Raw genomic sequence first — 17425 nt, 5'->3', positions numbered from 1 at the left:
CATGACGCAGGCAGCGTCCCCCGCACAGCCTGCCGGGCAGTCCCCCGCCGCACCCGCGGCGGGGGGCCGCCCCGTGCCGCCGCCCGAGAAGGACGGCCGCACCAGGCAGCGCTCCCTGATCCACCGGCTGCTGAGCCGGCCGGAGATCGGCGCGCTGCTGGGCGCGATCGCGGTGTACGTCCTCTTCTACGCCGTCGCCCCGCCGTTCCGGCAGATGGACTCGATGGCCACGGTGCTCTACCAGGCCTCGCTGATCGGCATCATGGCCATCGCGGTGGCCCTGCTGATGATCGGCGGCGAGTTCGACCTCTCGGCCGGTGTCGCGGTGCTCACCTCCGCGCTGGCCGCCAGCATGTTCGCCTTCCAGCTCACCATGAACGTGTGGGTCGGGGTCTTCTTCGCCCTGGCGGTCTCCCTGGCGATCGGGGCCTTCAACGGCCTGATGCTGGTCAAGACGGGACTCCCCAGCTTCCTGATCACCCTGGGCACGTTCCTGATGCTCCAGGGGGCCAACCTGGCGATCACCAAGCTGGTCACCGGGAACGTGGCCACCGACTCCATCCGCGACATGGACGGCTTCGACCAGGCCCGGGCCGTCTTCTCCTCCACCCTCACCATCGGGGGCACGGGCCTGCGGGTCACCGTCCTGTGGTGGATCCTCTTCGCCGCCATCGGCACCTGGGTCCTGATGCGCACCAAGTTCGGGAACTGGATCTTCGCCGTCGGCGGCAACAAGCAGAGCGCCCGCGCCGTGGGCGTGCCGGTGGCCTTCACCAAGATCACGCTCTTCATGACCGTGGGTTTCGCGGCCTGGTTCGTCGGGATGCACCAGCTCTTCGCCTACAACACCGTGCAGTCCGGCGAGGGCGTCGGCCAGGAGCTGATCTACATCGCCGCGGCCGTGATCGGCGGCTGCGTGCTCACCGGCGGCTACGGCTCGGTGATCGGCCCGCTCATCGGCGCCTTCCTCTTCGGCATGGCCACGCAGGGCATCGTCTACGCCAACTGGAACCCCGACTGGTTCAAGTTCTTCCTCGGCGCCATGCTCCTGCTCGCGGTGCTCGTCAACCTGTACGTGCGCAACCAGGCAACCCGGAGGTGAGCGCCATGAACACCCGTGACACGTCCGGTCCCCTCGTCGAGCTCCGCGGCGTCGGCAAGCGCTACGGCAACGTGCGGGCGCTGAGCGGCGTCGACCTGGCCGTCCGGCCCGGCGAGGTGAGCTGTGTGCTCGGCGACAACGGCGCCGGCAAGTCCACCCTGATCAAGATCGTCTCCGGGCTGCACCAGCACACCGAGGGAGAGTTCCTCATCGACGGCACGCCGGTGCGGCTCACGACCCCCCGGGAGGCCCTGGACCACGGCATCGCCACCGTCTACCAGGACCTCGCGACGGTGCCGATGATGCCGGTCTGGCGGAACTTCTTCCTCGGCTCGGAGCTGACCCGCGGCGTCTGGCCCCTGAGGCGGCTGGACATCCCGCGGATGAAGCGCATCGCCGACGAGGAGCTGCGCAACATGGGCATCGTCCTCGACGACCTCGACCAGCCCCTCGGCTCCCTCTCCGGCGGTCAGCGGCAGTCCGTGGCCATCGCCCGCGCCGTCCACTTCGGCGCCCGGGTGCTGATCCTGGACGAGCCGACCGCCGCCCTGGGCGTCAAGCAGTCCGGGGTGGTGCTGAAGTACATCGCCGCCGCCCGCGACCGCGGTCTCGGCGTCATCTTCATCACCCACAACCCGCACCACGCCTACATGGTCGGCAGCCACTTCTCCGTGCTGCGCCTCGGCGAGCTGGAGCTCAGCGCCGACCGCAGCGAGGTCTCCCTCGAGGAGCTCACCAACCACATGGCCGGCGGCGCCGAACTCGCCGCGCTCAAGCACGAGCTGTCCCAGGTCAGCGGCGTCGACGTGGAGGAGCTCCCGGAGGAGTCCGAGCTGGAGGGCCAGGGCTCCGCCGGCCGGTGAGCCCCCGCGTCCCCCGGGCCCCGCCTCGCGGCGCGCCGGGACCGGCCGGTGCGCCGGCCCGCCGCGCGGCACACCGTACGCACCACCGGCACCACCCTCCCCGCCCCACCTCACCTCACCTCACCTCACGAGCATCCCCGGCCCGCCGGGCCGGCGAGAGGAGACACCGCATGACCACCCCCGCCACCCCCGCCCTGGACCGCCTCCGGGTCGGCTCCGCCCCCGACTCCTGGGGTGTCTGGTTCCCCGACGACCCGCTGCAGGTGCCGTGGCAGCGCTTCCTGGACGAGGTCTCCCAGGCGGGCTACGCATGGATCGAGCTCGGCCCCTACGGCTACCTGCCGACCGACCCCGCCCGGCTCACCGACGAGGTGCAGCAGCGCGGGCTCCAGGTCTCCGCCGGGACCATCTTCACCGCGCTGCACCGCGGCCCGGACACCTGGGACGAGACCTGGGCGCACGTCGCAGAGGTCGCCGAGCTCACCCGCGCCATGCAGGCCGAGCACCTGGTCGTCATCCCGTCCTTCTGGCGGGACGACAAGACCGCCGAGCTGATCGAGCCGCCGGAGCTCACCACCGAGCAGTGGCACCACCTGACCACCGGCATGGAGCGGCTCGCCCGCGAGGTGCGCGAGCGCTACGGGCTGCGGATCATGGTGCACCCGCACGCGGACACCCACATCGACACCGAGGAGCACGTCGAGCGCTTCCTCGACGCCACCGACCAGGACCTGGTCAGCCTCTGCCTGGACACCGGCCACTACGCCTACTGCGGCGGCGACAACGTCAAGCTCATCGAGACCTACGGCGAACGCATCGGCTATCTGCACCTCAAGCAGGTGGACCCGGACATCCTGGCCGACGTGGTCGCGAAGGGCACCCCGTTCGGGCCCGCCGTGCAGCAGGGCGTGATGTGCGAACCGCCGCTGGGCGTCCCGGCGATGGAGCCGGTGCTGACCGCCGCCCAGCAGCTCGGCATCGATCTCTTCGCCATCGTCGAGCAGGACATGTACCCGTGCCCGCCCGACCAGCCGCTGCCCATCGCCGAGCGGACCCGCCGCTTCCTGCGCTCCTGCGGCGCCTGACCCCGCGTCTCGCGCGCACACCCACGCACCCACGCACCCGCTTCTCCCGAGGACTTCACATGACCGACCGCACACTCGGCGTCGCCGTCATCGGCACCGGCATGATGGGGGCGGACCACGTCCGCCGCATCGACCGGGTGATCAGCGGCGCCCGGGTCACCGCCGTCGTCGACATCGACGAGGAGCGGGCCGATGCGCTGGCCGCCACCACCGAGGGCTGCACGGCCTACACCGACCACGCCGCGGCCATGGCCGACCCCGCCGTGGACGCCGTGCTGATCGCCTCCCCCGGCCCGGCACACGAGGCCGCCCTGCTGGACGCCCTGGCCCGGGACCTGCCGGTGCTCTGTGAGAAGCCGCTCACCCCGGACGCGGAGAGCGCGCTGCGGGTGCTGGAGGCGGAGCAGAAGCTGGGCCGCCGGCGCATCCAGGTGGGCTGGATGCGCCGCTTCGACAGCGAGTACCTGCGGCTCCGGGCGCTGCTGGAGAGCGGTGAGCTGGGCCGTCCGCTGCTGCTGCACTGCCGGCACCGCAACGTGCGGGTGCACGACTACTTCACCGACGAGATGCTGATCACCGACGCGGTGGCGCACGAGATCGACTGCACCCGCTGGCTCCTGGACCAGGAGATCACCGCGGTACGGGTGCTCCGTCCCGTCCCCAGTTCCGGCGCGCCCGAGGGACTGAGCGACCCGCAGCTCGTGCTCTTCGAGACGGACGGCGGGGCGGTGGTGAACGTCGAGATGTTCGCCACCTGCGGCTTCGGCTACCAGGTGCAGGCGGAGGCGGTCTGCGAGGGCGGCACCGCCCGCATCGGCGAGGGCCACGGCCTGATGACCAACACGGCCGGCCGCTGGGGCGGCGAGATCACCCAGGACTTCATCGCCCGCTTCGCCGACGCCTACGACCGCGAGGTGCAGAGCTGGGTGGACGCCGCCCGCCGCGGCGAGACCACCGGCCCGAGTGCCTGGGACGGCTACGCCGTCGCCGCGGTCTGCGAGGCCGGGGTCCGCGCCCAGGTGAGCGGCGAACGCGTCGAGGTCTCGCTGGCCGAACGCCCCGCTCTCTACCGCTGACGTACCGGGAGGCACCCGACCATGCGCATCGCTCTCGACCCCTACATGTTCCGGCACGTCCCGCTGCTCGAACTGCCCGCGCTCGCCGCCGAGCTGGGCTTCGAGTGGATCGAGCTCTCGCCGCGGGACGACTTCAACCCCTTCTTCCGGCACCCGCGGGTGGACGACGCGACCGTGCAGCGGTTCCGCAAGGCGCTGGACGCCGCGGGTGTCGGAGTCTCCTCGGTACTGCCGCTGTTCCGCTGGTCCGGCCCGGACGAGGAGGAGCGGCAGGCCGCCGTCCGCTACTGGAAGCGCGCCGTCCGGGTCGCCGCGGACCTCGGCGTGGACAGCATGATCTCGGAGTTCAACGGCCGCCCGGAGGACCCCGCCCGCAGCGAGGCGCAGTTCTGGAAGTCGATGGAGGAGCTGCTGCCGCTCTTCGAACGGGAGGGCATCGACCTGGCCCTGGAGCCGCATCCGGACGACTTCATCGAGAACGGCTACGAGGCGATCGACATGATCCGGGGCGTCAACCACCCCCGGGTGAAGTACCTCTACTGCGCCCCGCACACCTTCCACCACGGCGACGACGCGCCCGGGCAGATCGCCTACGCCGGCGACCTGCTGACCCACGTGCACCTGGCGGACACCTTCGACCACACGGGCTCCTCCGGGCTGCGCTACATCGTCAACCCGCCCGGCTCCCCGGCCCGGATCCACCAGCACCTGGACATCGGGCAGGGCGAGGTGGACTTCGACGAGCTCTTCGGCGCCCTGTGGGACAACGGCTTCGACGGCACCCTCACCTCCTGCGTCTTCGCCTGGGAGGAACGGGCCCGGGAGTCGTCGCTCTTCATGCGCCGGAAGATCGACGAGTACCTCGCGGGCCGGCCGTAGGACCTCCCTCCCGGAGGGGCGGCCGCGCGCTCCGTCCCACGGTCCGCCCGGCTCCCCCTGTCCCGGTCCCGTCACAGCGGTCACGATGCCGCCCGCACCGGGTCACAACCGGGCGACAGCGGCCCGGGATGCTCACCGGGCGTCGTACTCCGGCCACAGCCTGTCGTCACCCCCGTCGTCCCGTGGAGGTGCCGCCATGGCAGACCGGAGCCTGTGGTCGTACAAGGAGATCGCCGCACACATCCGGGTGCAGCCGGACACCGTGCGCTCGTACCGGAAGAACGGCCTGCTCCCCCCGCCCGACCTGGTGGAGGGGGGCAGGCCGTTCTGGTACGCGGACACGGTGCGGGCCTGGGTGGCCCGCCGCCCGGGACACGGCGGCCGCCGCGGTCAGCGGCGCACGCCCCCGGAGAGGAATGGCTGAGCCGGTTCCGTCAGCGGTGTTCCGGGTTCTCGTAGTCGTGCCGGCAGCCGGCGTCCCACTCGGTGCGCTGGTTGCCGTAGGCGGGGATGCCGCCGGCGTCCCGGAGCATCCGTGCCAGGTGCAGCAGGTTCCACGTCATGAACGTGGTGTTGCGGTTGGTGAAGTCGTTCTCCGGGCCGTGGGAGCCCTCGTCGAGGTAGGAGGGGCCGGGACCCGCCTCGCCGATCCAGCCGGCGTCGCACTGCGGGGGGATCGTGTAGCCGAGGTGCTGAAGGCTGTAGAGCACGTTCATCGCGCAGTGCTTGATCCCGTCCTCGTTCCCGGTGATCAGGCAGCCGCCGACCCGGCCGTAGTAGGCGTACTGGCCGGCTTCGTTGAGCAGGCTGGAGCAGGAGTAGAGGCGCTCGATCACCTGTTTGGTGACGGAGCTGTTGTCGCCGAGCCAGATGGGCCCCGCCAGCACCAGGATGTCGGCGGCCAGCACCCGGCGGTACAGGTCCGGCCAGGCGTCCCGTTCCCAGCCGTGCTCGGTCATGTCCGGCCACACGCCGGTGGCGATGTCGTGGTCCACCGCGCGCACCAGGTCCACCTGGACCCCCTGGGCCTCCATGATCCGGCGGCTGCGGTCGATCAGCCCCTGGGTGTTGCTGCGGGCCGGGGAGGGCTTCAGGGTGCAGTTGATCATCACCGCCCGCAGGTCGTCGTAGCGTGCGGGTGGGACGTCGGTGGTCGGGGCTGGTGCGGTCACACGTCTCTCCCGGGAGTCCGGCCGCCGCATCCGGCCTGCGGCGGCACCGGCTCCCATGCTGCGGCGCGCAGGCGGCCGGGGAAGCGTGACGGCGCGCTCACACCGCCGCGATCACCCGGCGGGACCACCGGGACGGCGACGGGGGATGTGACGCAGGTCACAGAAAATCGGCGTACAACCTTTCGCGGGGGTCGCGGGTCTCACCCGGTGACGTCGGCACCCGGCGGAGCCGGCGCCACGCTGCCATGCCCCGGAGCTTTGAGCGGCCCCCGGCCGCATGCGCAGCCGGCAGACACCCGGCTGGGTCCCGTGGGGGGAATCCGACCGGGTAGAGAACGCCCCGTCCAGGGCCCGTGGGGGGACCCTGACGGGGCGTTCTCACGCTTCCGGCACCCGCCCGTCCGAGGTGGGGTCGTCGCAGGCGCTCCCGCGCCGCCCGTCAGAGCACGGTGCGCGGGCGCGGCGGGAGACCGGCCGCCTCGTAACAGGCGTCGATCAGGCGCATCGTCGCCACGGCGTCCTCCGCCCCCGTGGGCAGCGCGGCACCGTGCCGCAGATGCGCCGCGAAGGCCTCGAGCTGGTACGCGTACGAGGAGCGCCGGCCCGGCTGCTCGACCCGCTCCCCCGCCGCGGTCCGCACCACGATCCGGTCGTCGGTGTGCGGCAGCACGAAGTTCCGCGCCGTGGCGGTGCCCCGGGAGCCCACGATCCGGCAGCTCATGCGCAGCTCCGGGTAGGCCATGTGGCAGCGCGCGGTCGCGGTGGCGCCGCCGGGGAACTCCAGGTCGGCCTCCAGCCACTCGTCGACACCCGGCGCCCCGGCGCGTACGCCGGCACGGGCCCCGGCCGCCCGGGGCGGGCCCCCTGCCCAGGGCGCGAGCACGCGCAGGGCGTGCAGTGCGTAGCAGCCCAGGTCCATCAGCGCCCCGCCGGCCAGCGGGAGCGACCAGCGCGGGTCGCCGTCCTCCGGCTCCGGGATGGCGACCAGGGTCTCCGCGTGCCGCAGCGCGCCGAGTTCGCCGGAGTCCAGCAGTTCGTGCAGGCGCCGCGTCACCGGGTGGAAGAGGTAGTGGAACCCCTCCATCACGGTGCGGCCCGCCGCTGCCGCGGCGTCCCGCACCTCGGCGGCCTCCTGCGCATTGCTCGCCGAGGGCTTCTCGGTGAGCACATGCTTCCCCGCGGCGAGGGCCGCGAGGTTCCACGGGCCGTGCAGCCCGTTGGCGAGCGGGTTGTAGACCGCCTCCACCTCGGGGTCGGCGAGGACCCGGGCGTAGTCGCCGGCCACCCGCTCCACGCCGTGGCGTGCGGCGAACGCCTCCGCACGGTCCCGGTCCCGGGCCGCCACCACGACCAGGCGGTGCCCGGTCTCCCGGGCGGGCGCCACCAGCGCCCGGTCGGCGATCCGGGCGGCGCCCAGCAGCCCGATCCGCAGCGGCTCCACGGGGGCCGCGGCGTCCGTACGCTCCGTCGTCATGCCTCCCGCACCTCCGTCATGCGCACCGGGCGGCGCTCCCGCAGGGAGCGCGCGCAGGCCTCCGCGATCCAGGCCGCCTCGACCGCGTCGGCCACGGTGCACGGGGAGGGCCGGCGGGCCGCCACCACCTCGGTGAAGGCGGCCAGTTCGGCGCGGTAGGCGGCGGCGAAGCGGTCCATGAAGAAGGTGTGCGGGGGACCGTCCGGGAAGGTGGTGCCCGGCTCCACGGAGCGGAGCGGAAGCCGGTCCTCCAGACCGACAGCGACGCTGTCCCGCATCCCGTGCAGCTCCATGCGCACGTCGTAACCCCGCGGGTTGTGGCGGCTGTTGGAGACCAGGACGAGGGTGCCGTCGTCGAGGGTGAGGACGGCGGCGGAGGTGTCGACGTCGCCCGCCCCGGCGATGAACTCCGCACCGCGGTTGCCCCCCGTCGCGTACACCTCGGCGACCTCCCGCCCGGTGACCCAGCGGACGACGTCGAAGTCGTGCACCGCGCAGTCGCGGAAGATGCCGCCGGAGGCGGCGACATAGGCGGGCGGGGGCGGCTCCGGGTCCAGCGTGGTCGACCGTACGGTGTGCAGCGCGCCCAGCGCCCCGCTCGCCACGGCCTCCCGGGCGGCGGCGAATCCGGCGTCGAAGCGCCGGTTGTGCCCCATCTGCACCGGGACGCCGCTGCCCTCCACGGCGCTGAGCACCCGGGTGCTCTCCTCGATGGTGCGGGCGACGGGCTTCTCGCAGAAGACCGGCAGTCCGGCCTTCACCGCGGCGAGCAGCAGCTCCGGGTGGGCGTCGGTGGCGGCCGCGACGACCACGCCGTCGACGCCCGCGGCCAGCAGCTCCTCCGGGGAGGCGGCCGTCTCGGCGCCGAAGCGCTCCGCGGTGGCGGCCGCGGCCGCGGGGACGGGGTCGGAGACGACGAGGGAGTCGACGGTGTCCAGATCGTGCAGGGTCGCGGCGTGGAAGGCGCCGATCCGCCCGCAGCCGAGGATGCCGATGCGCATGGGTGTGCTCCTTGCAGGTTCCGTGGCGGGAGGCGAGGTGAGCCCCCCGGGGGGTCAGCGTGGGGACGGCCCTAGTCGAGGGCGCCGACGACGTTCTGGTCCCAGTCGATCACCGAGCCGGTGACCACGCCGCTCAGGTCGGAGAGGAGCAGGACGACCAGCCCGGCGACGTCCTCGGGCCGGGCCAGCCGCCCCATCGGGAGCTGCTTGCCCGCCTGCTCCCGCCAGTCGTCGCCCGCGCCGTGGAACTCCCGCTGGACGGCGTCCTCGCCCTCGGTGGCGGTCCAGCCGATGTTCACGCCGTTGACCCGGACCCGGTCCCAGCGGTGGGCGTGCGCCGCGTTCCGGGTCAGCGCCGCGAGCCCGGCCTTCGCGGCGGAGTACGCGGCGAGGTGCGGCGGCCCGCCGTGCGCGCAGTTGGAGCCGACGTTGACCACGGCGCCGGGCGCGGACCGCGCCACCATGTCCCGCACGGCGGCCTGCATGGCGAAGAACGGCGCCCGCAGGTTGATGGCGAGGTGCGCGTCGAAGAGCTCCGGGGTGGTGTCCAGCAGCGAGCCGCGCGAGGTGAGCCCGGCGGCGTTGACCAGGCCGTCGATGCGGCCGTGCGCCGCCACCACCTGCTCCACGGCGCCGCGGGCCTGGGCCGGGTCGGTCAGGTCGGCCCGCAGGTAGGCGTGCCCGGCCGGCACCGGATGCGCGGCGGTCAGCTCGGCGGCCAGCGGCTCGCCCTGCTCGGGACGGCGGCCGCTGACGGTCACGGTGGCGCCCGCGCGGGCCGCGGCGCGGGCGATGCCCGCGCCGACGCCCTGGGTGCCGCCGTTGACGAGCACCACCCGGTCCTGCAGCGGGTTCGGCGATTCCATGGGGGTCTCCTCGGTTCTGGGGGTCTCGGGGTACCGGTGTGGTTCCGGGGGCGCCTCGGGGCGGTCGCCGCGTGGCGGGCGGTCAGCTCTCCCGGCGGCGGGTGGCGCTGCACAGGGCCTCGCGCAGGGCCTCCGGGGCCCACTCCTCGTCCAGGGCCCGCCGTACGAGCTCCGCCTGGGAGGGCGGAGCGAGTCCGGAGACCGGCGGGTCGAGGTCGAGGTTGGTCGGGAAGGGGTAGCCCTCGGCGCAGGCCGCGATCACGGGATCCAGCCGCCGGGCGGGCGTGCCCGCCGCCTTGCGGCGGAGCAGCTCGGGGTAGACGGCGTTCACCACCGCCTCCCGGTCCACGCTCTCCATCGCCCGGCCGAAGGCGGAGGAGAGCTGGAGCAGGTTGGCGGCGCGCCGGATACCGGCCGAGCGGTTCTCCCCCGCGGCGTGGAAGAGGGCCGGGTTGAAGAAGACCGCGTCCCCCTTGGCGAGCGGGAGCTGCACCTGGCGGGCGGCGAAGTACTCCTGGAAGGCGGGCAGCCGCCAGGCGAGATAGCCGGGCTCGTACTTCTGGGAGTGCGGCAGGTAGCACGTCGGCCCGCTCTCCACCGGCATGTCGCAGTGCGCGACGGCGCCCTGGAGGGTGAGCGCCGGGGAGAGCCGGTGCACGTGCGCGGGGTAGCCGGCGGCGACCTCGCCGGGGAGGAAGCCGAGGTGGTAGTCGCGGTGCACGGTCTGCGCGGCCCCGCCGGGGTTGACCACGTTGACCTGCGAGGTGACCTGGTAGCCGGGGCCCAGCCAGGCGGTGGAGACCAGGGCGAGCAGGTCGTTGGCGTAGTAGTCGGCGAACGTCCCGGGGTCGCGGAGGGCCGCCTTCTGCAGCGCGTTCCAGACCCTGTCGTTGGCGCCCGGGGCGGCGAAGTGGTCGCCCGCGGCGGTGCCGGCCGCCCGCTGGTCGGCGATGAGCGCGTCGAAGACGGCGGTGGCGCGGTCCGTGGTCTCCGGGTCCCAGGCGCCGCGGAGGACCAGGATGCCCGGGCCGTCGGCGAGGACCCGGACCAGCTCGGTCTGTACCGCCCGGCGGGCCTCCGGGGTGGCGGCGCGGTCCCGCAGCCGGTCGGCGCCGTAGAGCGGGACGCCCTGCTCGACGGCGTCGGCGCCCGGGTGCTCGGCGGGGTCCGGGGCGCGCTCGACGAGGGCGCGCAGGTCGTCGAGGGCGCAGTCGGCCTCGGTGAGCCAGGCGGGCGGGGGCGTGGGAGTGGCGGACATGGCGGTCCTTCCGGGACGGGTCGGGAGGAGGCGGCAGCGGGAGGAGAGGGCTTCGGAAGAAGGCGTGTTGCCAGTCTTGTGAGGCCCCGATCCCTCAGACAACCCTGAGAGACCCGTCAAAAACCCCTCAGGGAGCGGCAGCCATGGGACATCCCTTCCCGATCCGGGAGATCGCCCGCCAGGCGGGCCTGAGCGAGGCCACGGTCGACCGGGTGCTCAACAACCGGGGCGGGGTGCGGGAGAGCACCGTCCGCGAGGTGCGCCAGGCCGTCACGGACCTGCACCGGCAACGCACCCAGGTGCGGATCGGCGGGCGCACCTTCATGGTCGACATCGTGATGCAGGCACCGGAGCGGTTCTCCTCGGCCGTACGGACCGCGCTGGAGGCCGAGCTGCCGACGCTGCGCCCGGCCGTGGTCCGCTCGCGCTTCCACTTCCGGGAGACCGGCTCACCCGCGGAGCTGGCGGACACGCTGGACCGGATCGGGCGGCGCGGCACCCAGGGCGTGGTGCTCAAGGCGCCGGACGTGCCCGAGGTGACCTCGGCGGCCGGGCGGCTGATCGCCGCCGGCATCCCGGTGGTGACCCTGGTGACGGACCTGCCGGGCAGCGGACGGCACGCGTACGTCGGGATGGACGACCGCGCGGCCGGGGCCACCGCCGCGTATCTCGTCGGGCAGTGGCTGGGAGACCGGCCGGGCGCGGTACTGACCACCCTGAGCCGCAGCTTCTACCGGAACGAGGAGGAACGGGAGATGGGCTTCCGCAGCGCCCTGCGGGCGGCCCTGCCGCGACGGCGGATGGTGGAGGTCACCGACGCCGACGGGCTGGACGCCTCGCAGTACGCGCTGGTCCTCGCCGCGCTGGAGCGGGACCCGGAGATCCGCGCGGTCTACTCGATCGGCGGCGGCAACGCGGCCACCCTGGCGGCGTTCGCGGCGCTGGGCCGGGAGTGCGCGGTGTTCGTGGCGCACGACCTGGACGAGGACAACACCCGGCTGCTGCACGAGCGCCGGCTCTCCGCGGTGCTCCACCACGACCTGCGCCAGGACATGCGCCGTGCCTGCCGGGCGGTGATGCGGGCGCACGGCGCCCTGCCGGAGTCGGCGGTTCCCGCCTGGCCGTCCCCGATCCAGGTCGTCACGCCGTTCAACATGCCGCTGCCACCGGAGGGCGCCGTGACCCGGCGGCCCTGAGCGGCGCCCCGGAGGCTTCAGGCGCGGCCGGCGAGCTCGTATCCCGCCTCGTCGACGGCGGCGCGCACGGCCTCGTCGTCCGGCTCGGCCTGCGACACCACCTCGACGAGGCCGGTGTCGGCGGCGGCCCGCACCTCGGTGACGCCGTCCAGGGCGGAGAGCTCCGCGGAGACGGCGCCCTCGCAGTGCCCGCAGCTCATGCCGGTGACCCGGTAGGTGGTGGTGATGTCGGACATGACCCCTCCGCAGTGTTGTGCTGTCACTCTGACACCGCCGACTATATACCCCCTCCGGGTATGACGACCACCGGCACGCCGGTCCGGACGCACGCGGCCCCGGTCCGCGGTGCGGACCGGGGCCGGTGAGACGCCGGGGTCAGGGCATCCCCGTCAGGGCGTGCCGGGGGCTCAGCGCGCCTCCACGGGGACGTAGTCCCGCTGGACCACGCCGGTGTAGATCTGCCGCGGACGCCCGATACGGGTGCCCGGCTCCTTGATCATCTCGTGCCACTGGGCGATCCAGCCCGGCAGCCGCCCGAGAGCGAAGAGCACGGTGAACATACTGGTCGGGAAGCCCATGGCGCGGTAGATCAGGCCGGTGTAGAAGTCCACGTTGGGGTAGAGCTTGCGCTCGACGAAGTAGTCGTCGGCGAGCGCGTGCTCCTCCAGCCGGAGCGCGATGTCGAGCAGCTCGTCGCTCTTGCCCAGAGCGGAGAGGACGTCGTGCGCGGCCGCCTTGATGATCTTCGCGCGGGGGTCGAAGTTCTTGTAGACCCGGTGGCCGAAGCCCATCAGCTTGACGCCGTCCTCCTTGTCCTTCACCCGCCGGATGAAGGAGTCGACGTCGCCGCCCTCGGCCCGGATGCGCTCCAGCATCTCCAGCACGCTCTGGTTGGCGCCGCCGTGCAGCGGGCCCCAGAGCGCGTTGATGCCCGCGGAGATGGAGGCGAACATGTTCGCCTGCGAGGAGCCGACCAGGCGCACGGTGGACGTGGAGCAGTTCTGCTCGTGGTCCGCGTGCAGGATGAGGAGCTTGTCCAGGGCGCTCACCACGACCGGGTCCAGCTCGTAGGCCGCGGCCGGCACCGAGAAGGTCATGCGCAGGAAGTTCTCGACGTACCCCAGGTCGTTGCTCGGGTAGACCACGGGGTGGCCGATCGCCTTCTTGTAGGCGTACGCGGCGATCGTCGGCAGCTTGGCCAGCAGCCGGATCGTCGAGAGGTGGCGCTGCTCCTCGTCGAACGGGTTGTGGCTGTCCTGGTAGAACGTCGACAGCGCGCTGACCACGGAGGACAGCATCGCCATCGGGTGGGCGTCACGCGGGAAGCCGTCGTAGAAGCGTTTGACGTCCTCGTGCAGCAGGGTGTGCTGGGTGATCTCGTGCTTGAACCGGGCCAGCTCGTCCACGGTCGGCAGCTCGCCGTTGATGAGCAGGTAGGCGGTCTCGATGAACGAGCCCCGCTCGGCGAGCTGCTCGATCGGGTACCCCCGGTAGCGCAGAATGCCCTGCTCGCCGTCGAGATAGGTGATGGCGGACTTGTAGGCGGCGGTGTTGCCGTAACCGGAGTCCAGGGTCACCAGACCGGTCTGGGCGCGCAGCTTGCCGATGTCGAAGCCACGGTCGCCCACCGTGCTGTCCACGATCGGGTAGCTGTAGTCGCCGTCCCCGTAGCGGAGTACTACGGATCCCTCACTTGCGCGGTGTTCGCTCACGTCTTCCCTCACCGACGTAGTGCCTCTTCTTCGAGGTGCCCTGACGTGCTCCACTGTCCCCCATCCGGTGCCGTGCGGTGCACTCGGGGTCGGCCGACGGGCTCCTTGGTGGCACGCAGTGCCGTCTCGTTCAGGACCATCCTGCACCCTGCCGGGTACCCCGGTCACCCCCGGCGACCGCGCCCGGGGGCACGGCTCCGCGCAGCCGGTGGTCGAGGGCGGTGCACCGCCGGCCGGCGGAGACCGTGCGGACGGCCTGGCCGAGCGCACGTCGCGAGCCGACCAGCACCACCAGGCGCTTCGCCCGGGTCACCGCGGTGTAGAGCAGATTGCGCTGGAGCATCATCCAGGCGCTCGTGGTGACCGGAATCACCACCGCCGGGTACTCGCTGCCCTGGGAACGGTGGATGGTGACCGCGTAGGCGTGGGCCAGCTCGTCCAGCTCGTCGAAGTCGTAGGGCACCTCCTCGTCCTCGTCGGTACGCACGGTGAGCCGCTGGTCCTCCGTGTGGAGGCCGGTGACCACCCCGACCGTGCCGTTGAAGACGCCGTTCGCCCCCTTCTCGTAGTTGTTCCTGACCTGGGTGACCTTGTCACCCACCCGGAAAACCCGCCCGCCGAAACGCTTCTCGGGCAGCTCCGGCCGGGGCGGGGTGAGGGCCTGCTGGAGCAGCCCGTTGAGCACCCCCGCACCGGCCGGGCCGCGGTGCACGGGCGTGAGGACCTGCACGTCCCGGCGGGGGTCGAGACCGAACTTCGCCGGGATGCGGCGGGCCACCACGTCCACCGTGAGCCGGCCCGCCTCCTCGGTCTCCTCCTCGACGAAGTGGAAGAAGTCCGGCAGCCCGCGGGTCACCGGTGGCGTCCCGGAGTTGATCCGGTGGGCGTTGGTGACCACCCCCGACTGCTGCGCCTGCCGGAAGATGCGGGTGAGCCGCACCGCGGGCACCGGCCCGTCCGCGGCGAGCAGGTCCCGCAGCACCTCGCCCGCCCCCACCGAGGGGAGCTGGTCCACATCGCCCACCAGCAGCAGATGGGCACCCGGCGGCACCGCCTTGATCAGCTTGTTCGCCAGCAGCAGGTCGAGCATGGAGGCCTCGTCCACCACCACCAGGTCGGCCTCCAGCGGACGCTCCCGGTCGTACGCGGCGTCGCCGCCCGGCTTGAGCTCCAGCAGCCGGTGCACCGTGGACGCCTCCGCGCCGGTGAGCTCGGCGAGCCGCTTGGCGGCCCGGCCCGTCGGCGCGGCCAGCACCACCCGGGCCTTCTTCGCCCGGGCCAGCTCGACCACCGACCGCACCGTGAAGGACTTGCCGCACCCGGGGCCGCCGGTGAGCACCGCGACCCGCTCGGTGAGCGCCAGCCGGACCGCCTCCTGCTGCTCGGGGGCCAGCTCGGCGCCCGTACGCCCGGCCAGCCAGCCGAGCGCCCGCTCCCAGTCGACGTCCCGGAAGGCCGGCAACCGGTCCTCCTCGGTGCGCAGCAGCCGGAGGAGCTGGGCGGCGAGCGCGACCTCGGCACGGTGGAAGGGGACCAGATAGACGGCGGTGACCGGCTGCCCGTCCGCACCGGGCACGGTCTCCCGCACCACGCCCTCCTCCTCGGCGGCGAGCTCGGCCAGGCACTCGATCACCAGCCCGGTGTCGACCTGGAGGAGCTTCACGCCGTCCGAGATCAGTTGCTCCTCGGGCAGGAAGCAGTGCCCCTGGTCGGTGGACTGGGAGAGCGCGTACTGCAACCCGGCCTTCACCCGCTCCGGGCTGTCGTGCGGGATGCCGACGGCCTGGGCGATGCGGTCCGCGGTGAGGAAGCCGATGCCCCACACGTCGGCGGCCAGCCGGTACGGCTGGTTCTTCACCACGGAGACGGAGGCGTCGCCGTACTTCTTGTAGATCCGGACGGCGATGGAGGTGGAGACGCCCACGCCCTGGAGGAAGACCATCACCTCCTTGATGGCCTTCTGCTCCTCCCAGGCGGCCGCGATCTTCTGCGTCCGCTTCGGGCCGAGTCCGGGCACCTCGACGAGCCGGCCGGCGTCCTCCTCGATGACGTCCAGCGTCCCGGTGCCGAAGTGGTCGACGATGCGCTCGGCGATCCGCGGTCCGATCCCCTTGATCAGCCCGGAGCCGAGATACCGCCGGATGCCCTGCACCGTCGCCGGGAGCACGGTGGTGTAGTTCTCCACGGTGAACTGGCGGCCGTACTGCGGGTGCGAACCCCAGCGGCCCTCCATCCGCAGCGACTCCCCCACCTGCGCACCCAGCAGCGAGCCCACGACGGTGAGCAGCTCACCGCCGCCGCGCCCGGTGTCGACGCGGGCCACGGTGTAGCCGTTGTCCTCGTTGGCGTAGGTGATGCGCTCGAGGACGCCCTCGAGCACCGCGGGCTGGAACGACATGTCACCGAAGGTAGCGCCGGCCGCCGACACCCCGCACTCCCCCGGCCGAACCCCCGCGCACCGGCCGGTGGCTGACCCGGTGTCAGCGGATCACGATCGGGTCTCGGCGCTTGTCCCGCGCCGGGGGCGTTGGTTCAATCCTTAATGTAAACGTTTCCACATTCCGGGTTTCCCCTCCGGGAAACCACGCAACCGCACAAGGGAGTGCCGTCGTGGCCGGGATCAAGGACGTCGCGGCCCGCGCGGGCGTGTCGGTGGCGACCGTCTCACGGGTGCTGAACGACCACCCGGCAGTGCGCCCCAGCACCCGGGAGCGGGTGCTCGACGCCGTCGTCGCCCTGGACTACCGCCCGAACGCGGTCGCCCGCTCCCTGCGCACCCACCAGACGCGCACCCTGGGACTGGTCATCAGCGACGTGCTGAACCCCTTCTTCACCGCCGTCGCCCGCGCCGTCGAGGACGAGGCCCGCGCCCACGGCTACAGCGTGATCATCGGCAACGCCGACGAGCAGCCCGGACTCCAGGACCACCACATCCGCACCCTTCTGGACCGGCGCATCGACGGCCTGCTGGTGAGCCCCACCGACGACAGCTCGCCCCTGCTGGCCGAGGTCGGCCGCTCCGCCCTCCCGCTGGTCTTCCTCGACCGCTGGATCCCCGGCGCCGACGTCCCCGTGATCCGTACGGACGGGCACGCCGCGGTCCGCGCCCTCGTCGGCCATCTCCACCGGCTCGGCCACCGCCGCATCGCCATCATCAGCGGCCCCACCACGACCACCACCGGCACCGAGCGCACCGAGGCCTTCCGCGCGGCACTGCGCGCGCACGGCCTCGCCCTGCCCGCCCACTACCAGGAGCAGGGCGACTTCCGGGCGGAGAGCGGACGCCGGGCCACCGCCCGCTTCCTGGACCTGCCCGAGCCGCCGGACGCCGTCTTCGCCACGGACAACCTGATGGCCCTCGGCGCCATGGACGAGATCCGGGCCCGCGGACTGCGGGTGCCACGGGACCTCGCGCTCGCCGCGTTCGACGACATCCCGTGGTTCCTGCACACCGACCCGCCGCTCACCGCCATCGCCCAGCCGACCGAGGAACTGGGCCACCGGGCGGTACGGGCGCTGCTGGAGCTCGTCGAGGGGCGCGAGGCCTGCTCGGTGACCCTCTCGGCCCGGCTGGTCGCCCGCCGCTCCTGCGGCGAGCCCGGCGGCGCCCCCCTCGGCGCATCCGGCGCCGCGGCGCAGCAGGACGGGCGGGACCGCACGCGGCACGGCACGAAGGGGACACACCGTTGAGCACCACCGACCGGCCACCGCCCGCACCCGGCGACACGTCCGCCGGCGCCT

The 17425-nt window shown here is 73.0% G+C and carries 16 protein-coding genes; 8 read left to right on the top strand and 8 right to left on the bottom strand.

The annotated features are described in order from the left end of the window. Window position 1 precedes the first annotated feature (1 nt). The 6 genes from HOY81_RS11790 (at window position 2) to HOY81_RS11765 (ending at window position 5429) form a co-directional block, all read left to right on the top strand. A complete protein-coding gene (locus tag HOY81_RS11790) occupies window positions 2-1102 on the top strand; it encodes an ABC transporter permease (RefSeq protein WP_237320266.1) in 1101 nt (366 codons plus the stop codon). A 5-nt stretch (window positions 1103-1107) separates the two neighbouring features. After that, complete coding sequence (locus tag HOY81_RS11785; protein ID WP_237320244.1) at window positions 1108-1965, top strand: ATP-binding cassette domain-containing protein; 858 nt, start codon at window positions 1108-1110, stop codon at window positions 1963-1965. 170 nt (window positions 1966-2135) lie between these two features. Then, window positions 2136-3050: a sugar phosphate isomerase/epimerase gene (locus tag HOY81_RS11780; protein WP_237320243.1), complete on the top strand. Its 915-nt coding sequence runs from the start codon at window positions 2136-2138 to the stop codon at window positions 3048-3050. Window positions 3051-3109: 59 nt separating this feature from the next. Beyond that, window positions 3110-4126 (top strand): Gfo/Idh/MocA family protein, encoded by a 1017-nt coding sequence (locus HOY81_RS11775; protein ID WP_237320242.1) that lies wholly within the window; start codon window positions 3110-3112, stop codon window positions 4124-4126. Between the two features lie 21 nt (window positions 4127-4147). Continuing rightward, on the top strand, window positions 4148-5005 hold the full coding sequence (locus HOY81_RS11770; protein WP_237320241.1) for a sugar phosphate isomerase/epimerase: 858 nt from the start codon (window positions 4148-4150) through the stop codon (window positions 5003-5005). A gap of 196 nt (window positions 5006-5201) precedes the next feature. Further along, a complete protein-coding gene (locus tag HOY81_RS11765; RefSeq protein WP_237320240.1) occupies window positions 5202-5429 on the top strand; it encodes an AlpA family transcriptional regulator in 228 nt (75 codons plus the stop codon). Between the two features lie 10 nt (window positions 5430-5439). Here HOY81_RS11765 and HOY81_RS11760 read toward each other — a convergent pair whose 3' ends face one another. From HOY81_RS11760 to HOY81_RS11740, 5 genes are all read right to left on the bottom strand, one after another. Next, complete coding sequence (locus HOY81_RS11760) at window positions 5440-6177, bottom strand: flavodoxin family protein (RefSeq protein ID WP_237320239.1); 738 nt, start codon at window positions 6175-6177, stop codon at window positions 5440-5442. Between the two features lie 439 nt (window positions 6178-6616). Further along, window positions 6617-7651: a Gfo/Idh/MocA family protein gene (locus HOY81_RS11755; RefSeq protein ID WP_237320238.1), complete on the bottom strand. Its 1035-nt coding sequence runs from the start codon at window positions 7649-7651 to the stop codon at window positions 6617-6619. Next, window positions 7648-8652 carry a Gfo/Idh/MocA family oxidoreductase gene (locus tag HOY81_RS11750; RefSeq protein ID WP_237320237.1) on the bottom strand — a complete coding sequence of 335 codons (1005 nt, stop codon included), beginning with the start codon at window positions 8650-8652 and terminating at the stop codon, window positions 7648-7650. The genes HOY81_RS11755 and HOY81_RS11750 overlap by 4 nt, the downstream gene beginning before the upstream one ends. A 71-nt stretch (window positions 8653-8723) precedes the next feature. Then, on the bottom strand, window positions 8724-9518 hold the full coding sequence (locus tag HOY81_RS11745; protein ID WP_237320236.1) for an SDR family oxidoreductase: 795 nt from the start codon (window positions 9516-9518) through the stop codon (window positions 8724-8726). Window positions 9519-9600: 82 nt separating this feature from the next. Continuing rightward, a complete protein-coding gene (locus HOY81_RS11740) occupies window positions 9601-10776 on the bottom strand; it encodes a phytanoyl-CoA dioxygenase family protein (RefSeq protein ID WP_237320235.1) in 1176 nt (391 codons plus the stop codon). A gap of 143 nt (window positions 10777-10919) precedes the next feature. On the opposite strand from HOY81_RS11740, the gene HOY81_RS11735 reads away from it, so the two are divergent. Next, window positions 10920-11972, top strand: a complete 1053-nt coding sequence (locus HOY81_RS11735; RefSeq protein ID WP_237320234.1) for a LacI family DNA-binding transcriptional regulator — start codon at window positions 10920-10922, stop codon at window positions 11970-11972. Between the two features lie 17 nt (window positions 11973-11989). Here the strand turns inward: HOY81_RS11735 and HOY81_RS11730 are convergent, their stop codons facing one another. From HOY81_RS11730 to HOY81_RS11720, 3 genes are all read right to left on the bottom strand, one after another. Beyond that, window positions 11990-12208: a heavy-metal-associated domain-containing protein gene (locus HOY81_RS11730; protein WP_237320233.1), complete on the bottom strand. Its 219-nt coding sequence runs from the start codon at window positions 12206-12208 to the stop codon at window positions 11990-11992. 171 nt (window positions 12209-12379) lie between these two features. Next, window positions 12380-13696 (bottom strand): citrate synthase, encoded by a 1317-nt coding sequence (locus HOY81_RS11725; protein WP_237320232.1) that lies wholly within the window; start codon window positions 13694-13696, stop codon window positions 12380-12382. 118 nt (window positions 13697-13814) lie between these two features. After that, the gene (locus tag HOY81_RS11720; protein ID WP_237320231.1) at window positions 13815-16082 is read right to left on the bottom strand and encodes an ATP-dependent RecD-like DNA helicase; all 2268 of its coding nucleotides are present in this window, start codon (window positions 16080-16082) and stop codon (window positions 13815-13817) included. 212 nt (window positions 16083-16294) lie between these two features. On the opposite strand from HOY81_RS11720, the gene HOY81_RS11715 reads away from it, so the two are divergent. Continuing rightward, entirely contained in the window at window positions 16295-17374 is a 1080-nt protein-coding gene (locus HOY81_RS11715) for a LacI family DNA-binding transcriptional regulator (RefSeq protein ID WP_237320230.1), read from the top strand. The last annotated feature ends 51 nt before the right edge of the window (window positions 17375-17425 follow it).

The sequence above is a fragment of the Streptomyces sp. JJ36 genome (assembly GCF_021696945.1).
Taxonomy (GTDB): Bacteria; Actinomycetota; Actinomycetes; order Streptomycetales; family Streptomycetaceae; genus Streptomyces.
Note: the sequence above shows the minus strand (reverse complement) of the source record. Positions and strands in the feature narration are given on the sequence as shown.

Coding starts and splice junctions, on each gene's coding strand:
- HOY81_RS11790 (WP_237320266.1), top strand. CDS start 2: ATGACGCAGGCAGCGTCCCCCGCACAGCCTGCCGGGCAGTCCCCCGCC.
- HOY81_RS11785 (WP_237320244.1), top strand. CDS start 1,108: ATGAACACCCGTGACACGTCCGGTCCCCTCGTCGAGCTCCGCGGCGTC.
- HOY81_RS11780 (WP_237320243.1), top strand. CDS start 2,136: ATGACCACCCCCGCCACCCCCGCCCTGGACCGCCTCCGGGTCGGCTCC.
- HOY81_RS11775 (WP_237320242.1), top strand. CDS start 3,110: ATGACCGACCGCACACTCGGCGTCGCCGTCATCGGCACCGGCATGATG.
- HOY81_RS11770 (WP_237320241.1), top strand. CDS start 4,148: ATGCGCATCGCTCTCGACCCCTACATGTTCCGGCACGTCCCGCTGCTC.
- HOY81_RS11765 (WP_237320240.1), top strand. CDS start 5,202: ATGGCAGACCGGAGCCTGTGGTCGTACAAGGAGATCGCCGCACACATC.
- HOY81_RS11755 (WP_237320238.1), bottom strand. CDS start 7,651: ATGACGACGGAGCGTACGGACGCCGCGGCCCCCGTGGAGCCGCTGCGG.
- HOY81_RS11750 (WP_237320237.1), bottom strand. CDS start 8,652: ATGCGCATCGGCATCCTCGGCTGCGGGCGGATCGGCGCCTTCCACGCC.
- HOY81_RS11745 (WP_237320236.1), bottom strand. CDS start 9,518: ATGGAATCGCCGAACCCGCTGCAGGACCGGGTGGTGCTCGTCAACGGC.
- HOY81_RS11740 (WP_237320235.1), bottom strand. CDS start 10,776: ATGTCCGCCACTCCCACGCCCCCGCCCGCCTGGCTCACCGAGGCCGAC.
- HOY81_RS11735 (WP_237320234.1), top strand. CDS start 10,920: ATGGGACATCCCTTCCCGATCCGGGAGATCGCCCGCCAGGCGGGCCTG.
- HOY81_RS11730 (WP_237320233.1), bottom strand. CDS start 12,208: ATGTCCGACATCACCACCACCTACCGGGTCACCGGCATGAGCTGCGGG.
- HOY81_RS11720 (WP_237320231.1), bottom strand. CDS start 16,082: ATGTCGTTCCAGCCCGCGGTGCTCGAGGGCGTCCTCGAGCGCATCACC.